The sequence below is a fragment of the Acinetobacter sp. RUH 2624 genome, from assembly GCF_000162375.2.
GTDB lineage: Bacteria > Pseudomonadota > Gammaproteobacteria > Pseudomonadales > Moraxellaceae > Acinetobacter > Acinetobacter nosocomialis.
Genome location: NZ_KI391939.1, coordinates 162,879 through 179,256, shown reverse-complemented (window position 1 = coordinate 179,256; position 16,378 = coordinate 162,879). Strand labels below are relative to the sequence as shown.

Sequence of the window (16,378 nt, the reverse complement as noted above, 5' to 3'; positions counted from 1 at the left end):
TTCGAATCTTGGTGGAGATGGCGGGAGTTGAACCCGCGTCCGCCAGCACTACGCTCGAGAATACTACATGCTTAGATATCGTCTATTGTTTTAACACCAAGTGACCCGACGAACAGGGTACAAGGTGCGATCCTCTAAGTTTGGTATAAAGCCCCGAGGCTTGACTCTATACGGACTTGTGTGCGTGCGCTTCAGTCGGGTTCCCAGACCACAAGTATTCTAGGAAGCGGACAAGCGGCCCTTAGGCAGCTAGAGCGTAAGTTTCGTCGTTTGCGACTATTTAAATGCAAATTTTATTTACGAGAGAAAATGCGCTCTCGGCATGCATCTATGAGTTTCATCACCGGCGTCGAAGCCAATAACATCCCCATGAATGTCTGCACATCATAGCATAAATAAAATAAAATGCTGTGCATTTTATCAACAGTCTGCCACTGATGAACATACTTACATAATTGAGTGCCTTTTGTTTTTTTCAAGGCCCCTTATAAAAAAGCTGCCAAAAATGACAGCTTTTTTTTAAAGTTTAGCCTATAAAGCACCATTGCCTAACACAATCCCTTCACGGCGTGGGTCTACCCCACCTGCGTATTTGCTTTGATTATTTATATTTACTTTCATAATCGTTGAAATACCACTGGTTTGCGCAGTATTAGAAATGCCATGCCCTTTTGCTTTTAAACCTTCAATTAGGTCAACTAAGGAAAGCTGTACATTCGAGCTATCAATATTGGTATTTGGACTATTGGTCGCGCCAAAGTTTACAAGCGAAGTGGCCTGCTGTGCATTTAAGTTCCAGTCCAACGCTCCCACTAAAGTTTTAACTACATATTGAATAATCGTACCGCCGCCTGGTGAACCCGTTGCCATATAAAACTCATCTGGCGTGGTGCCTTTAAACACTAAGGTTGGTGCCATAGTACTACGTGGGCGTTTGCCACCTTCTACACGGTTGGCAACCAGCGCCCCAGTGCTGTCATAAGGGTTCGCGCTAAAGTCAGTTAACTGGTTTGACAGCAAGAAGCCATCCACCATGTGGAATGAGCCCATGCTCGATTCAACAGTCGATGTCATTGAAACCACATTGCCATAGGCATCTACTATCGTAAACTGAGTTGTGCCATGTTCAACAGTGGTATCTACACCTGCCGCTGTATTGAAATTACCTGCTGGTGCTACGCCCATACTTTGGTTCGGGTTAATCAGTGCTGCACGTTGTTTTAAGTAATTTTTATCAATAAAACTTGGAATACCCTGTGCCGGCAAACGAACAAAGTCGGTATCTGCGACATATTTATCACGGTCAGCATAGGCCAAACGCTCTGCTTCAGACACTAAATGCACACCCATGACATCGGGCACACCACCTTCATTTTCAGGGTTCTTAGGTGGATACAGCGACATATCAAAGTTTTCTAAAATACCCAGCGTCTGTGCAACTGCAATTCCTCCCGAAGATGGAGGCGGCATGGTACATACGTAGTAACGGTCACGGTACGTTGTACAAATCGGGTCGCGTTTTTTCACCTGATAGTTCGATAAATCCTGCAAGGTCATCAAACTTGGGGTAATTGGAGTTTTTGCTGGGTCATCCCCTACGGTTTGCCCTGCTTTTGCCACAATGGCTTGTGCAATAGGTCCAGTGTGGAGAGCATTTGCCCCTTGTGAAGCGAGTGCTTCAAGTGTTCTGGCATAGGCTTTATTGGTCATGGTCTCACCGACTTTGCGTGGTGATCCATCTGGGTAGAAATAGGTTGCCATTGCATTTGCATCGAGTGCTAAATTGCTTGCATTACTTGCAATAGCATCTGCCAAACGCCCCGGAATACGAAAACCATTGTCAGCCAAACCAATCGCTTCACCAAAAAGCTGGTTCCATTTAAGTTTGCCATGTTCTTTTTGGGCTTGTTCAAGCAAACGCATCACACCCGGCACACCAATCGAGCGACCACTACGGCGCGCACTTGGTACAGGCGGAGGTGAATTTGGGTCATATATATTTTGGCGAATTAAATAAAATTCGTTGGCTGCCGCTGGTGCGGTTTCACGGCCATCATAAGCAGTGACTTGCTTGGTTTTGGCATCGTAATACATCATAAAACCACTACCAGCAATGGTGCTCGACTGTGGCTCGACCAAACCAAGCACGGCTTGTACCGCTACGGCTGCATCAACTGCGCTACCGCCTGCTTTTAAAACATCACAACCTGCTTTTACTGCAAGTGGCGTGTTTGCCACCACCATATATTTATCTGCGTATTTAACCGTGTTACCGAGTCTATAACCCGATGCACCCTCTGGCGCTGCTGGGTCACCATTTTGGTTTGAACCGACCACCACGCTTGAACCGTCTTGTGCCAGTTTGCTACAACTGGTGGGGTCATTATCTACAATTAAATTGGGCAGGGTTGTATTTGAATCATCCTTGGGCTGATCTGACGAGGAGTCATCTCCACATCCTTGTAATAAACCGACTGCTAATAAGCTACTGAACAAAAATGAATATCTTTTATTCACGTGATAACTCCAATATATACGCCTGCCTATCCATGCAATTGCCATGCAAGCTTCTTTGTTTTCAGGTCTTCAGTTTTTTAATCTTTGATAAAAATAAAGTTTTAATAATATTAAATGATTAAGGGCATTAATCCTGTGCCCTGTGTTATGCCTCCTCGCTTGATATCACACTCTTTTATAACTGATTTGCTCAACTCTGGCATGTTTTATTTCTTAAAATACAGGCAAATTTTTCTATTTATAAACTCGCTATTTTTTAGTAGGCCTAAAAAAAGCACCTCCGAAGAGATGCTTTTTGATGTTTAGTGAGAAGGCATGCCGCTGACCTGTTTGGGTTTTGGACACAGCCAAATCACCAGCCCAGCAAAGACAAACACAATCGCAAATAGCAAAAACACATGGTTTGCTGACATAGTAATGGCTTCTTTATCGACAAGGTTTGAAATAATTCCAAGCGTCGAGTCAGTCGTAAAACCATTTTGCAGAAGTGTGTTTTGTACTTCGGTTGGGTTCAGGTTTGATACCATTTCACTACGGGCAACTTTGGCATGGTCATCCCATACGGTCACTGCAATTGAAGCACCAATCGCCCCTGCCATGGTTCTTAAGAAGTTCATGAGGCCTGCAGCAGATGCAATCTCTTGCTGGAGCACTGAACCAAGTGCAATGTTAGACAGTGGAATAAAGAAGAATGGTACAGCAAAACCTTGCAAAATTTGCGGCCAAGCCAGTGCCATAAAGTCGGCATCTGTGGTCCAGAATGCCCGCATTAAAGTCACAATGCCCAGCAAAATTAAACCAAAGCTCGCCAGCGCACGTGGGTCATGTTTGGTCGAAAGTTTTGCCACAATCGGTGACATGGTCAAACTACCAAAGCCCATGGTTGCAGTTAAATATCCGGCCCACGTCGCGGTATAGGAAAGGTTCATTTGCAGCCACTGTGGTATCAATACAATGCTGCCAAAGAATGCGCCAAAGCCAAGCGATAAGGCCAGTACCGAAATAGCAAAGCCCCTATGCCTAAAGACTTTGACATCTACCACAGGATGTTTATCGGTGAGTTCCCATATCAGGAACACCACAAAGCCAATGGCGGCAGTTAAGCCTAAAACCACAATGCTCGTGCTATTAAACCAGTCACGTTCATGCCCTAAGTCGAGCATAAGCTGTAACGCACCAATCCAGAGAATTAACAGGCCTAAACCAACGGTATCGATTCGTAAAGAAATGGTTTCTGTTTCTGCTACTCTTAACAAGCGCATTGCTGCTAATACACAGACAATACCGACCGGTAAGTTAATAAAGAAGATCCAGTGCCAAGATAGGTTGTCACTAATCAGACCACCCAAAATTGGCCCTAAAATTGGTCCAACGACTGTGGTCATTGCCCATAGGCCCATTGCCTGCGCATGTTTTTCTTGTGGGAAAATACGCATAAGCAAGGTTTGGCTGAGTGGCATAAGTGGACCACCACAAAGGCCCTGCCCAATACGGAAAAACACCAACATTTCTAACGATGTTGCCAAACCGCACAGGAAAGAAAAGACCGTAAAGCCAATTAAACCAAGAATAAAGACCCGTACCGTCCCAAAACGGCCAGCCAGCCAGCCTGTTAAAGGTACACAAATCGCTTCTGCAACTGCATATGAAGTAACGACCCATGTCCCTTGTGTACTTGAAACAGCAAGGTTACCGGTAATGTGCGGTACAGAAACGTTGGCAATGGTCGTATCAAGTACGACCATAAAGTTCGACAAGGCAATAACAAACGCTGCCAGTAGTAAACGTCCACCGCTTAACTCGGCAAAAGGTGTTTGCGTTTTCATAAGCGTTTACTTCGCAGATAAGTCGACTTTTGCTTCCATCGACAAGCCAACACGTAGTGGGTGTTCAGCAAGTTCTTTCGGATCCAGTGCAATACGAACTGGTAAGCGTTGAACTACTTTAATCCAGTTACCTGTTGCATTTTGAGCCGGAATTAAGGCAAAGGCAGAGCCTGTACCACCAGAGAAGCCCACCACTTTGCCGTGGTATTCAACATCATCGCCATATAAATCAGACGTTAATGTGACTGGCTGACCTGGGCGGACTTTTTTCAGCTGACTTTCTTTGAAGTTAGCATCTACATATAAATCGTTCAGCGGCACAATCATCATCATACTGCTACCCGGTGCAACGCGTTGTCCAACCTGAATATTACGACGTGTAATGACACCATCAACTGGTGCACGTATTACGGTACGTTCCAAGTCAAGCTGAGCTTGTTCCACATGTGCTTGTGCAACTTGTACATCCGGAGTCGATGTTTCGCTTACACCCTGAATTAAGGCTTCGTTTGCAGCTAAAGTGCTTTCGGCAGCTTTACGGCTAGAAGTCGCTTGTGCCAAGCCAGCTTTAGCAAGCTCTAGTCCTGCTTTAGCAGTTTCAACTGCACTTTGTGCTTTGGTGAGTTCTTCTTTAGATACCGCACCAGAAGCAGCAAGCTGCGCACGGCGATTAAGCTCTAAAGCAGCTTTGTCATAGTCGGCCTGTGCTTGGGCAACTTGTGCTTTGGCACTGTTAATTTCGTCAGCACGGACCACAACTTGAGAGTTTAATGAGCTACTGTTTGCCGCAGTCTGTTTGTATTGGCGTTTTGCTTTGGCAAGCTCTGCCTCGGCTTGTGCCAATGCAATTTTGGCATCACGGTCATCAATACGAACCAGCACATCACCCCGATGTACTGTTTGAGTATCATTTACCAAAACCTGAGCGACCTGACCACTCACCATTGAGGTAATTTGCGCGGTTTCTGCACCGACATAAGCATTATCTGTACTCACCGAGTGATTTAAAAATAATGCCCAGATTGCATATAAAATAGCGGCGATCAATAAAATCAGCGCAAAAAAACCAAGAAATTTTTTGCGCTTGTTTTGGTTGTTGTCATCCGAGGCAGATGTTGTTGGCACTGTTTCTTGTACATTGCTTTGTGCATCAGTCATGGTATGTTCCTAAAGATGAGTTGGCTTTGCCATCAATCTTGCACTACACCTTGTTATAGAGTTTTTATTATTCTATAAACAAGACATATCGCATTGTCAAAGCAGTCAATTTTAACGCTAAAACCTCATGATGTGAGAATAAAAAAATATAACTCATGCGTTCGTTCTAATTAAATTAATGTTTATCTCAAGATTTTTATGAAAATTCTAGCTTTTCAAGCACTAAAAAAAGCGCACATGGCGCTTTTAAAGTGTTCAATTCATCGCCTAATAGGCATATGAAGCGATCCCCGCAGCGATGGGTTTATCTTCATCATTCACCATCGTCATACGCATAGTGCAGCCTTTACGACCTAAACGTAACACTTCTGCACGCGCAATAAAATACTTACCGCGTCCCGGCGCCAAATAATCTACACGCATATCGACGGTCGCCAAGCGTGTAACCTGTTTAATGGTTTCAGGCAGGGTTTCCGGCGTTGAGCGACGATAGAGATGTTCCATTGCCACAATTCCACCAATGCTATCGAGCAAAGTTGCAGCCACACCACCATGCAAAACCTGAAAAGCCAAATTGCCAATGAGATCAGGTTTCATTTCAACATAGCCTTCAATATGCCCATCTACCACACGCATAATCATTCCACTATGCTTAAAAAAAGGACAATTATTAAACGCTTTACACAATTGGTTGAGAACCACATTTAGGTCAGTTTTAGCGCCTAATTGTATGTTCCCCGTCCAATTTTTCTTTTCATCACTCATACGTTGCCTAAATTTAAAAGCATGATAAATACCCATAATTTTGTACAAATCTAGCATTATGGGTCTACAATACAGCAGTCGGTTGACAGTAATGGAATATCCGCCAACCTATCCTAGTGTAATACCGAACATCGAGATTGTTATGACTTATACGTTCAATCGTCCTGCATTTCCAGCTACTCGCATGCGCCGTATCCGTAAAAATGACCAGTTGCGTGCGATGGTCAGCGAAACACAGCTCACTACCAATCACTTGATTTATCCAGTATTTGTATTACCGGGACAAAATCAGACCCAAGATATTCCAAGTATGCCAAACATTCAGCGTTTGTCGGCAGATTTATTACTGAAAAAAGCTGAAAAACTTCTGGAATTAGGTGTATCAAAACTGGCTCTTTTCCCTGTAACACCTCAAGAAGATAAAAGCCTTACCGCAGAAGCTGCATGGCGTGAAGATGGTTTAGTTCAGACCACTTGTCGTTTGCTTAAAACAGAATTGCCAGAAATGGTTTTAATTACTGATGGTGCACTCGACCCATATACGACTCATGGTCAAGACGGCATTATTGATGAAACTGGCTATGTACTCAATGACGAGACTGTAGAATGCTTGATTAAACAAGCATTGAGTCACGCAGAAGCAGGCGCCGATGTCGTTGCACCAAGTGACATGATGGATGGCCGTATTGGCGCAATTCGTCAAGCTTTAGAAGCCAATGGTCACATCTATACCAACATCATGGCCTACTCTGCGAAATATGCATCAAGCTTCTATGGTCCATTCCGTGATGCTGTTGGCTCTGCAACCAACCTAAAAGGTGGTAATAAATATAACTACCAGATGGACTTTGGTAACCGTGCCGAAGCATTACACGAAGTTGCGCTTGATATTCAAGAAGGCGCCGACATGGTGATTGTAAAACCGGGCATGCCATATCTGGATGTGGTACGTGAAGTGAAAGATACCTTTGGTATTCCAACATTCATTTATCAAGTGAGTGGCGAATACGCAATGTTAGCGGGCGCAATTCAAAATGGCTGGTTATCAGAATCAGTGATTTTAGAATCACTCATGTGCTGCCGCCGTGCAGGTGCAGACGGAATCTGGACTTACTTTGCAGAAACCGCTGCTGAAAAACTCAAGGAAATGAACTAAGTTCGCAGAGAAAGGATAACACTGCATGCATATTGCAATCATTGGCGCGGGCATAAGTGGATTAATGTCTGCGCTGGAGTTGGTTGAACACGGCTGTACCATCAGCATTTTTGATCAACAACAAGCGGGACAAGCAGCCTCTTGGGCTGGTGGAGGTATCCTCTCTCCGATGTACCCGTGGCGCTATGTGCATGCAGTGAACCAACTCGCTCAATTTGGTAAAGCCTCTTATCAAGCATGGAACCAAAAGCTCTACCCTATTACAGGGATTGATTTTGAAATTCATGACACAGGCATGCTGATTTTTGATGAAGAAGATTTTGACGTCGGGCTTTCCTACGCCGAGCAGCATCAAGAACCGATGCAGCGCTGTGAATATCTACAAAGAGATGCCCTAGAGCAAGTCAATCCGCATATCTCCGATCAGTTTCAAGAAGCGATTTATTTTCCTGAACTGTCTAATATTCGTAATCCGCGTGTATTACAGTCCCTGATTCGCTATTTAAAGCAACATCCAAATGTTGAGTTTTTTGAACACACTCCGGTTAAAAAACTGATTCAACAAGGTGATGTGATACAAGCGCTCCAAACCGAAGATGGTCGCAAACATACAGCAGACCATTTTGTAATAACTTCAGGCGCTTGGAGCCATTACTGGAACTCTCAATTACAACTCGAAATTCCAGTCGAACCTGTGCAAGGTCAAATGCTGTTATTTAAAACCCCTGCTCACTGGCTACCGACCATGTGTATGAATCGAGTCATGTATTTGATTCCACGTATGGACGGTCATATCGTGTGTGGGTCAAGTATGGCACATCGTGGTTTTGACACCTCTACCGACGAAACGACTCAGCACAATATTTTAGAAGCATGTTTAGAAATGGTGCCTGAACTGGCCGATTTCCCGATTGTACATCGCTGGGCAGGCCTCAGACCAAGTTCACCAAACGGTGTTCCATACATTGGCAAAATGCCTGAAATGGACAACCTCTGGGCAAACTTTGGTCATTTTAGAAATGGTTTGTGTATGGGCGCAGGTTCTGCACAATTGCTTCGTCAGCTTATGCTAGGTCAACCAACATTAGTTGATGCCAAAGCATATTCACCAGAGCGTTTGCAAAATAAAATATTAGCCTGAGGCGAGTATATTCTCTAAAGCCATTTTTAATTGAGGATAAGCAAACTCAAATCCTTCAGCTTGTAAGGCAGCAGGTTTAACGTATTGCCCATTCAAAATCAATTGCGACTGCTCTCCTAACAAACAGCGGAAAACTGTGCTCGGCGCTGACAACATTGGTTTCTTATTTAAAACTTGTGCAGCTTGATCAACAAAAGCTTGTTGGGTCACATTTTCTGGCGCTACCACATTATGAATTTGAGCGGATTGAGGATGCTGAAATATAAACTCGATGGCATTTAACACATCTTCAATATGTACCCAAACCACAGGCTGGCGCCCGTGACCAATTTGACCGACTAAATTAAGTCGTATAGGAAATAACATTTTAGGCAAGATACCACCACCCTGCCCGAACACTACGCCTAAACGAATAATTTTAGTATTTTGCTGAGCGTCTGCTAACGCTGCGCGCTCCCACTCTTGGCAAAGCTCGGACATAAAAATAGGCTGTGGCGAGCTTTGTTCAGTGCACACCTCTGTCCACTTTTCTTGAGCATCTATGCCGTAATAACCAATGGCAGAGCCAGAGACAATCACTTCGGGAAAAATTTGAGATTGCTTGAGCCACGCATAAAGTTTTCGGGTTGTATTCACACGGCTTTCAATGAGTTGTTTTTTACGTGACTCGGTCCAGCGTTTCTCACCAATATTTGCACCCGCCAAATTCACTACATAATCAATTTTATGGGTTGAGATATCTTCGAACTTTTGCACCCACTGCAAGGCAGGATGGTCAGATTCCTTTCCAGCCTGCCGTGTCACCGCAATCACGTTATAATTTTTTTGTAATAGGAACTTAATTAAATGCGTTCCAATAAAGCCACTGGCACCAGTAATTAATACATTCTTATTCATATTTCCTCCTAAGCTGAGGATTCAAGTTTTATTTTATTGTATAAGACTCATTTATATTTAATCGTATGAGTTTTCGTAGTGATCTATTGCACATTAAACATTTTGTCTGCCATACGCTGTGCCTGTTTGCCATAAAACCAGTAAGTAATTAAATACAACGGAATAGCCAACATTAAAATCATAATGACCATAATACTTAAGAACTGAGGCTGCTTGAGGTAAAGCATAAAGTTTTGCAAAATCTCAGGGTCTTTTCTGGCAAATAAAAACAGACCGAACAAAACACCACACAAGTTATAGCCCCAAAATATGAGGGTAAAGCCTAAAGTAAATTTCTTTTTTTCTGGTACAGTCGGTGCACGGCGTTCTTTCTTTAAAAATCTAAATAAGACAAAAATCATTGCGCCTAAATATGGAACGGCTGTTAAAATACCGCCTACACTCGCTGGTAATAGTGCTGCAATCACACCGACAATTAAGGTAAGCACGATGCACAAAGCAAAAAACCAGAGAAAGTAAGAGCGTAATTTGGTCATATTTTTGCCTAATTTATGGGTTCAAAAAATAATTATAAATTTTTTTCGATTTTTTTTCATTTTTCTGTCAACCAATCCTGATCTCTTGACGTTATATAGGGTAACAAGGTCGCAGCAACCGAATACTTCCTTTGCACGGCATCCGCAAAATTGTTTCGGTGACCTTTCATTACGACTCTTTCTTCCTTCGGATTAGGTTTTGTTAGCAGCCGAAACCCTTGATGAAGTCTTTGACCGACGATTCTCTCATCACTCGAATCGTCGGTTTTTATTTTCTAGCACTTTCATTTATTTTACGCTCACCATACACAATAGTGCTTTCGTGGCTATAAAGGCTATGCGTATACTTTTTACACCATAAAAATACGATTTAAATAATATGAACAATATTGCCTATTTCGAAATCCAGTCTTCAAACCCTGCCCGCGATGCGCAGTTTTATCAAGCTGTGTTTGGCTGGCAATTTAAACTCGATGAAAGCTTACCTATTGAATATTACCGCATAGAGACACCTTCAATTATGGGTGGTCTATTAAAACGCCCTGCTCAAACACCGCCAATGGAATATGGCACCAATGCATTTACTTGTTCGGTTCAGGTGGAAAATTTCGATGAGATAGCTGCAAAAATTTTAGCGCAAGGTGGTATTGTCGCAATGGATAAATTCGCTATTCCGGGCCGCGCTTGGCATGGCTATTTTGTCGATTTAGACCACAACGTTTTTGGTATTTTCCAAGTCGATGAAAATGCAGCTTAAAGATTTTATTTAACAACTCTAATTTATTTTTAATGTATAGCCACCGCTTTTTATCGGTGGCTATTTTATTTTAATTATTCAACAAAGCTAAAGCTGGCTTCACATGTAATTGGAAAATTTACCGAGTTGGCAATCATACATTCGTGATGTGCTTCTTCATGTAGTTTTGCTGCAAGCTCTGGGTCAGCACCTTTTTCTAACACAACCTCAGGCCTTAAAATAATTTGGGTAAAGTGACCACGTTTGACCGGATCTGTATCTTCCATAAACCCAAGTGCATGGTCAACATAACTCACAACGTGAATATGATTGACTGCACAAAGGTGTAAATACCAAAGCTTATGACAAGCTGAAGCTGACGCGACCAATAAATCTTCCGGGTTCCATCTGGTCACATCGCCTAAATAGGCAGGGTCTGATGAACCTTGAATAGTAGCCTTTTGAGGATGCTGAATACTAAAGTCTCGTTTATAAGAACGATAAGATGAAGTGCCTGTACCCGTATTGCCTTCCCACTGTATTTTTACTTCGTATTTATGAATAGCCATTTTGTTCTCAAAGTTCATGGTTTGACCTGATAGTAACAAAGCAAAGCTTAAAGGGACAAAATAATTCAGGTTTCATTGCTGGCTTAAATAACGAGCACTTTAAAATGTCTTGATAAAATCTCCTGCCAATTTATGCTAACGTATCTGTGTTTATTTTGGCTTGATGTCTGTTTCTATGTCCGTACATTTTCTACATACTTCTGACTGGCATTTGGGGCAGTTTTTTTATAATCACTCACGACATTACGAACACCAACAATTTTTAAGCTGGTTGCTCACTCAAATTCAAGAAAAACAACCTCATGCCCTGCTTATTGCTGGCGATATTTTTGATGTCATTAACCCGGGTTCTCAGGCACAAAAACAACTCTACCAATTTTTAGCAGATGCACATCGTATTGCACCGCACATGCAAACACTCATGATTGCGGGTAACCATGACTCAGGCTACCGTATTGAACAAGTCGAACCGCTTTTAGAAAAATACAATGCAAAAACCGTGGGCGTAGTTCGCTGGAATGAAGATAAAACCCTAGATCTCGACCGACTACTTTTACCTATTTATAATCAAAATCAAGATATTGTGGCGTGGTGCCTGGCCCTGCCTTTTTTACGCTCGGCTGAAATTACGGGCTTTAACGAACATACCACCAATAGCAAAAACGCAATTGCCTATTTGCACCAGCAACTCATTGCCGAAGCCAAACGTCGTAAGACACCGGACCAAGCGCTTATTTTGATGTCACATGCCCATATGCAAGGTGGCGAGACATCCGACTCTGAACGCCCCATTATTATTGGTAATGAAGAGGCACTTTCAACGACGTTATTTGAAGATGCGGTCGACTATGTGGCTTTAGGGCACTTACACAAACCACAAAAAGTAGGCCAGCCGCACATTCGTTATAGCGGCTCACCCATTCCACTTTCTTTCAGTGAAATTAACTATAAGCATCAAGTGGTTGAGGTCAAAATTGACCCTTCTCAAGAGACAGATAGCCGTTTGCAATTTGAAGCTATCGAAATTCCGCGCTGCATACAATTGCACCGCATTCGTGGTGAGCTAAACGAAGTACTGCAACAACTCAAAGCCTTACCACACGGCGTGATTGAAAATATTGACCACCGTGAATATGTCGATATTGAATATTATAGTTTAACGCCGCCACAGCCGAATTTACGTCAGCAGTTTGAAGCAGCTCTACCACCTGACCGCTATCGTTTAGTGCGTATTTCACGTCAATATGTAAATAAAGACACGACTGATTCAAATACTACCCAGCATATTGCACTTGAACCGCCAACACCAGAAAAACTCTTTCAAAACATCTGGGAAAAACAAGGTTACAGTGCCGATGATGCGGTCTTAAAAGATTTTCTGAGCCTAGTACAAGAAGCACAAAAACATCTTGAAAATGATGCAAGCCATTAAGGATATGTCATGAAAATTTTATCCATTCGAATAAAAAATCTGGCATCGCTTGCTGATGAACATTTTATTGATTTTGAAAGCGCACCTCTGGCCCATGCAGGTCTTATTGCGATTGTGGGAAAAACTGGCGCAGGTAAATCGACCATTTTAGACGCGATGTGCCTAGCCTTATTTAATCGGGTTCCCCGCCTTAAAGACAGCGATGGCAAATTAAAAGATGTCGATGGTTCCGAGTTACTCACTAACTCACCTTTAACTGTCTTACGCCGTGGTACAGGACATGGTTTTGCTGAGCTTTGCTTTATTGCTCAAGATCAAAAACGCTATTTGGCTCGTTGGGAAATTAAACGTGCACGTGAAAACCCAAATGGTAAATTACAAAGTGTACAGCGCCACTTAAAATGCTTAACCGATGGTGTGGTACTTGCCGACAAAGCCAAAGCGGTTGATGAAAAAGTTAAGCAAATTACCCAGCTTTCTTTTGAACAGTTTACGCGTGCCGTATTACTTGCTCAGTCCGAAGTCACTGCATTTTTAAAAGCACGAGACAGCGAACGCGGTGAGTTACTTGAGTACCTAACCAACTCCAGCATTTTCACCAAAATCGGTGAACTGGCTTTTCGTAAAACAGCAGATATTGCAAAACAGCGTAAACAGCTGGAAGAGTTTTTAGGTCACATTGAAATTTTGTCTGATGAAGAGATTGCTGCATTTACCGAGCAATACCAGCAAGCTGAACAAAACTATCAACAGTTAGAACAACAAAAACATGTCTTAGACCAACAGCAACAATGGTTTGAACGCAAAGCAAAACTTGAACAAGAAGTTCAAGCGAAACAGCAACAGTTTCAAACTCAGCAAAATCACTATCAACAACTGGCTAGTGAACGTGAGCAATTAAAACGTCTCGAAGTTTTCTCCGAAATACGCCCACAAGTTTTTCAGCAAGCTCAAAATTTACAAACACTAAAACAACTTGAGCCGCAAATTCAGCAAGCTCAAACCAAGTTTAATGACCTGCTACAAATTTTTGAAACTGAACAAAAACAATATCAATTTGCAGAACAACAGCTCAAACAAACCCTCGATTTTGAGCAACAGCATCAATATGCTTTAAATCAAGTTCGACAGTCCATTCAAGAACGCGCTTTTATTGCCGATGAATATAAAAAGTGCAAAGAAAAAAGACATGTACTTGAGCAAAAGCTAAGCCCATTGCAACAACAGCAAAACGCTGTACAACAGCAGATTGCACAGCTTGAGCAGAACAAAATTCATTTACAGCAGCAGCTGATCCAGACTCAGCAATATGCTGTATTAGACAAAGGCCTCTCAGCACATCTACATCAGCTCGGGCAATTTATTCAAAATTACCAAACGATTGAACAGCAGCTTGGCAATCCTACCCTTGCTCGCCAAAAGCTATCGGAAGCTAAAAGTGAACTTGAACAACTGACAGCTTCACACGGTACAGTTGAACAAATTGAGTTAAAGCTTGAACAGCAACGTAAAGACAAAGAACAAGAGCTTGCTCAAGTCACGCAGTTAGATCTGATTCAACAGAAAATAAAAATTTATCATGAGCTATATACTGAGCTTCAGCAATTCACCGAAAAACATACTCAAGCCTCCGCGCAAGAGCAGCAGCTTAAAACCGTTTGCCAGTTAGCTGAACAAGACTACCAAACAGCAAAAACTGAACGTGAAAAGTTACAACACATCCTGCAACAGCAGCGTTTACTACACACCGAAAATATTGAACAGTTACGTGCCAATCTTAAAGAAGGTGAAGCGTGTTTAGTGTGTGGAAGTACCCATCACCCCTACCGTATTGATGACAGTGCGGTCTCCAAGGCCTTGTTCGATTTGCAGCAACAGCAAGAGCAACAAGCTATTGCACTCGAGCAAACCAAGTTTAATGCATGGCAAACCCAGCAACATGCACTTACTCAGTGCCGTGCCGAGCTTGAACAAGTTCAGAAATACCTAGCTCAACTGCAAGTAAAACAAACGCACTTACAGCAAGAACTTGAGCAAGGGTTTAACCTCAATCAATTACAGATTGAGCTTAATCAAGCACCTGAACAAATCTTGCAAACGCTTAACGAACTCAGACAAGCAGCACAAACTGCCATAAGTTCATTTGACTCAGAAAACGTACGTTTAACCCAAGCCATTAAACAACACAATCAGCTTGTTCAAACGATTCAGCGTAATGAAAGCTTGCTCAATACGGCACAGCAATGGCAACAACAAGTTCAACATATTGTTGAGTGTTTATCGGAAACCGAACAGCAGGCATGGCAGCAAGCAAGTAGCCAAACAGCTAAGCAGACTTGGGCTATTCTGGATGCACGTGCTAAGCAACTTGAACAACAAGAACAGCTTTCACAGCGTTTTGAACAACAGCAGCAAGAACTTAAAATGTTGACTGCTAGTCTTGAACAAATGGCCAAGCAAATTGATGAGATCGATCAAAACCTCCAAGAGATTACGCTTAAAGGTCAACAAAATAATGAAAAAGCAGTATCGCTCATTCAGCAAATGACGGGCCGTTCGGATATTAAGCCGCATGAATGGTTAATTGAGCATGACGCTAAACGTCAGCACCAACAAACGGCGTATCATGAGGCTAAACAGCGTTTCGAACAAACCAGACAACACTTTGAACAACAAAAACAGGCGCTTGATCAACTTAAACATCAGTATCAACACACAGAACAACATCAGCAGCAGATTGATGGGCAAATTCAAAACTGGTTAAAAGCCCATACTGATTTTCAGGCATCTGATCTTACAGCGCTCATGCAAATTAATTCTGCACAAGAGCAAGACATTCGTAACCGTCTTAATCATGCCGAACGTTTATTAAGTGAAGCCTCTTCTGCCCTTAAAACGATGCAAGAGCAATTAAGCGAGCATTTACAAACTCAGCCAGATATTGAATACGAAAAGCTCGTTACCCTCATTCAAGACAATATTGCAAAGCTCAGAGCACAGCTTGAAGTGCGTGACGGGCTAAAGCTGAAGCTTGAATTACATCAGCAAAACCTTGCCAAACAGCAAAAATACGCCGAGCAAATTCAAAATATTCAGCAAGAAGAACACCGCTGGAGCAAAATTTCAGGCTTGATTGGTGATGCCAAAGGTAAAGAGTTCCGTGACTACGCTCAGCAATATCACCTAGATATTTTAGTTGAACATGCCAACCAACAACTGGCGATGCTTTCTCAGCGTTATACGCTAAAACGTCTTGATCAGTCCTTAAGCCTTGCCATTATTGACCACGATATGGATGGAGAAACCCGCTCCGTCGCTTCTTTATCTGGGGGGGAGTCATTCTTAACTGCACTGGCCTTGTCTTTAGCAATTGCCAATATGGCGTCGGGTTCAATGAAAATTGAATCACTGTTTATTGATGAAGGCTTTGGTACTTTAGATGCTTCTTCTTTGCACATGGTGATGAATGCTTTGGACCAACTGCAAAATCAGGGACGTCAGGTCATTCTCATCTCACACATTCAAGAAATGCATGAACGTATTCCAGTACAAATTCAAGTGAAACCACTTGGCGCTGGTGCAAGTACCATTGAAGTCGTAGGTTAATTTAATCTAGGTAGTTATCTTAAATTTGATTGAATCTTA

Annotated in this window: 12 protein-coding genes and 1 other RNA gene; 5 read left to right on the top strand and 8 right to left on the bottom strand. The window is 42.6% G+C overall.

Features of this window, described 5'->3' with window-relative positions:
- Positions 1-9 precede the first annotated feature (9 nt).
- The 5 genes from ssrA to HMPREF0014_RS07590 all read right to left on the bottom strand — a co-directional run bounded on the left by ssrA (position 10) and on the right by HMPREF0014_RS07590 (position 6,266).
- Positions 10-369: a transfer-messenger RNA gene (gene ssrA, locus HMPREF0014_RS25220) on the bottom strand.
- A 162-nt stretch (positions 370-531) separates the two neighbouring features.
- Positions 532-2,517: a gamma-glutamyltransferase gene (gene ggt, locus HMPREF0014_RS07605; RefSeq protein WP_004888345.1), complete on the bottom strand. Its 1,986-nt coding sequence runs from the start codon at positions 2,515-2,517 to the stop codon at positions 532-534.
- A gap of 302 nt (positions 2,518-2,819) precedes the next feature.
- Positions 2,820-4,343 carry a DHA2 family efflux MFS transporter permease subunit gene (locus tag HMPREF0014_RS07600; protein ID WP_004888346.1) on the bottom strand — a complete coding sequence of 508 codons (1,524 nt, stop codon included), beginning with the start codon at positions 4,341-4,343 and terminating at the stop codon, positions 2,820-2,822.
- A 6-nt stretch (positions 4,344-4,349) separates the two neighbouring features.
- The gene (locus HMPREF0014_RS07595; protein ID WP_006581382.1) at positions 4,350-5,501 is read right to left on the bottom strand and encodes an EmrA/EmrK family multidrug efflux transporter periplasmic adaptor subunit; all 1,152 of its coding nucleotides are present in this window, start codon (positions 5,499-5,501) and stop codon (positions 4,350-4,352) included.
- Between the two features lie 267 nt (positions 5,502-5,768).
- On the bottom strand, positions 5,769-6,266 hold the full coding sequence (locus HMPREF0014_RS07590; RefSeq protein WP_004710212.1) for a thioesterase family protein: 498 nt from the start codon (positions 6,264-6,266) through the stop codon (positions 5,769-5,771).
- A gap of 142 nt (positions 6,267-6,408) precedes the next feature.
- Here HMPREF0014_RS07590 and hemB point away from each other — a divergent pair, with 142 nt between their 5' ends.
- Positions 6,409-7,422 carry a porphobilinogen synthase gene (gene hemB, locus HMPREF0014_RS07585; protein ID WP_009504019.1) on the top strand — a complete coding sequence of 338 codons (1,014 nt, stop codon included), beginning with the start codon at positions 6,409-6,411 and terminating at the stop codon, positions 7,420-7,422.
- Between the two features lie 25 nt (positions 7,423-7,447).
- Positions 7,448-8,563: an FAD-dependent oxidoreductase gene (locus HMPREF0014_RS07580; protein WP_004888353.1), complete on the top strand. Its 1,116-nt coding sequence runs from the start codon at positions 7,448-7,450 to the stop codon at positions 8,561-8,563.
- Here HMPREF0014_RS07580 and HMPREF0014_RS07575 read toward each other — a convergent pair.
- Positions 8,555-9,460, bottom strand: a complete 906-nt coding sequence (locus tag HMPREF0014_RS07575; protein ID WP_004888354.1) for a TIGR01777 family oxidoreductase — start codon at positions 9,458-9,460, stop codon at positions 8,555-8,557. The genes HMPREF0014_RS07580 and HMPREF0014_RS07575 overlap by 9 nt on opposite strands.
- An 83-nt stretch (positions 9,461-9,543) precedes the next feature.
- Positions 9,544-9,996: an ABZJ_00895 family protein gene (locus HMPREF0014_RS07570; RefSeq protein ID WP_004888356.1), complete on the bottom strand. Its 453-nt coding sequence runs from the start codon at positions 9,994-9,996 to the stop codon at positions 9,544-9,546.
- Positions 9,997-10,375: 379 nt separating this feature from the next.
- On the opposite strand from HMPREF0014_RS07570, the gene HMPREF0014_RS07565 reads away from it, so the two are divergent.
- Positions 10,376-10,753: a VOC family protein gene (locus HMPREF0014_RS07565; RefSeq protein ID WP_004641669.1), complete on the top strand. Its 378-nt coding sequence runs from the start codon at positions 10,376-10,378 to the stop codon at positions 10,751-10,753.
- A gap of 74 nt (positions 10,754-10,827) precedes the next feature.
- On the opposite strand, the gene HMPREF0014_RS07560 is transcribed toward HMPREF0014_RS07565, so the two are convergent.
- On the bottom strand, positions 10,828-11,301 hold the full coding sequence (locus tag HMPREF0014_RS07560) for an OsmC family protein (RefSeq protein WP_023188451.1): 474 nt from the start codon (positions 11,299-11,301) through the stop codon (positions 10,828-10,830).
- A gap of 163 nt (positions 11,302-11,464) precedes the next feature.
- On the opposite strand from HMPREF0014_RS07560, the gene HMPREF0014_RS07555 reads away from it, so the two are divergent.
- Positions 11,465-12,733, top strand: coding sequence for an exonuclease SbcCD subunit D (locus HMPREF0014_RS07555; RefSeq protein ID WP_004888360.1), 1,269 nt, complete (start codon positions 11,465-11,467; stop codon positions 12,731-12,733).
- A gap of 9 nt (positions 12,734-12,742) precedes the next feature.
- A complete protein-coding gene (locus tag HMPREF0014_RS07550) occupies positions 12,743-16,339 on the top strand; it encodes an AAA family ATPase (protein WP_006581384.1) in 3,597 nt (1,198 codons plus the stop codon).
- The last annotated feature ends 39 nt before the right edge of the window (positions 16,340-16,378 follow it).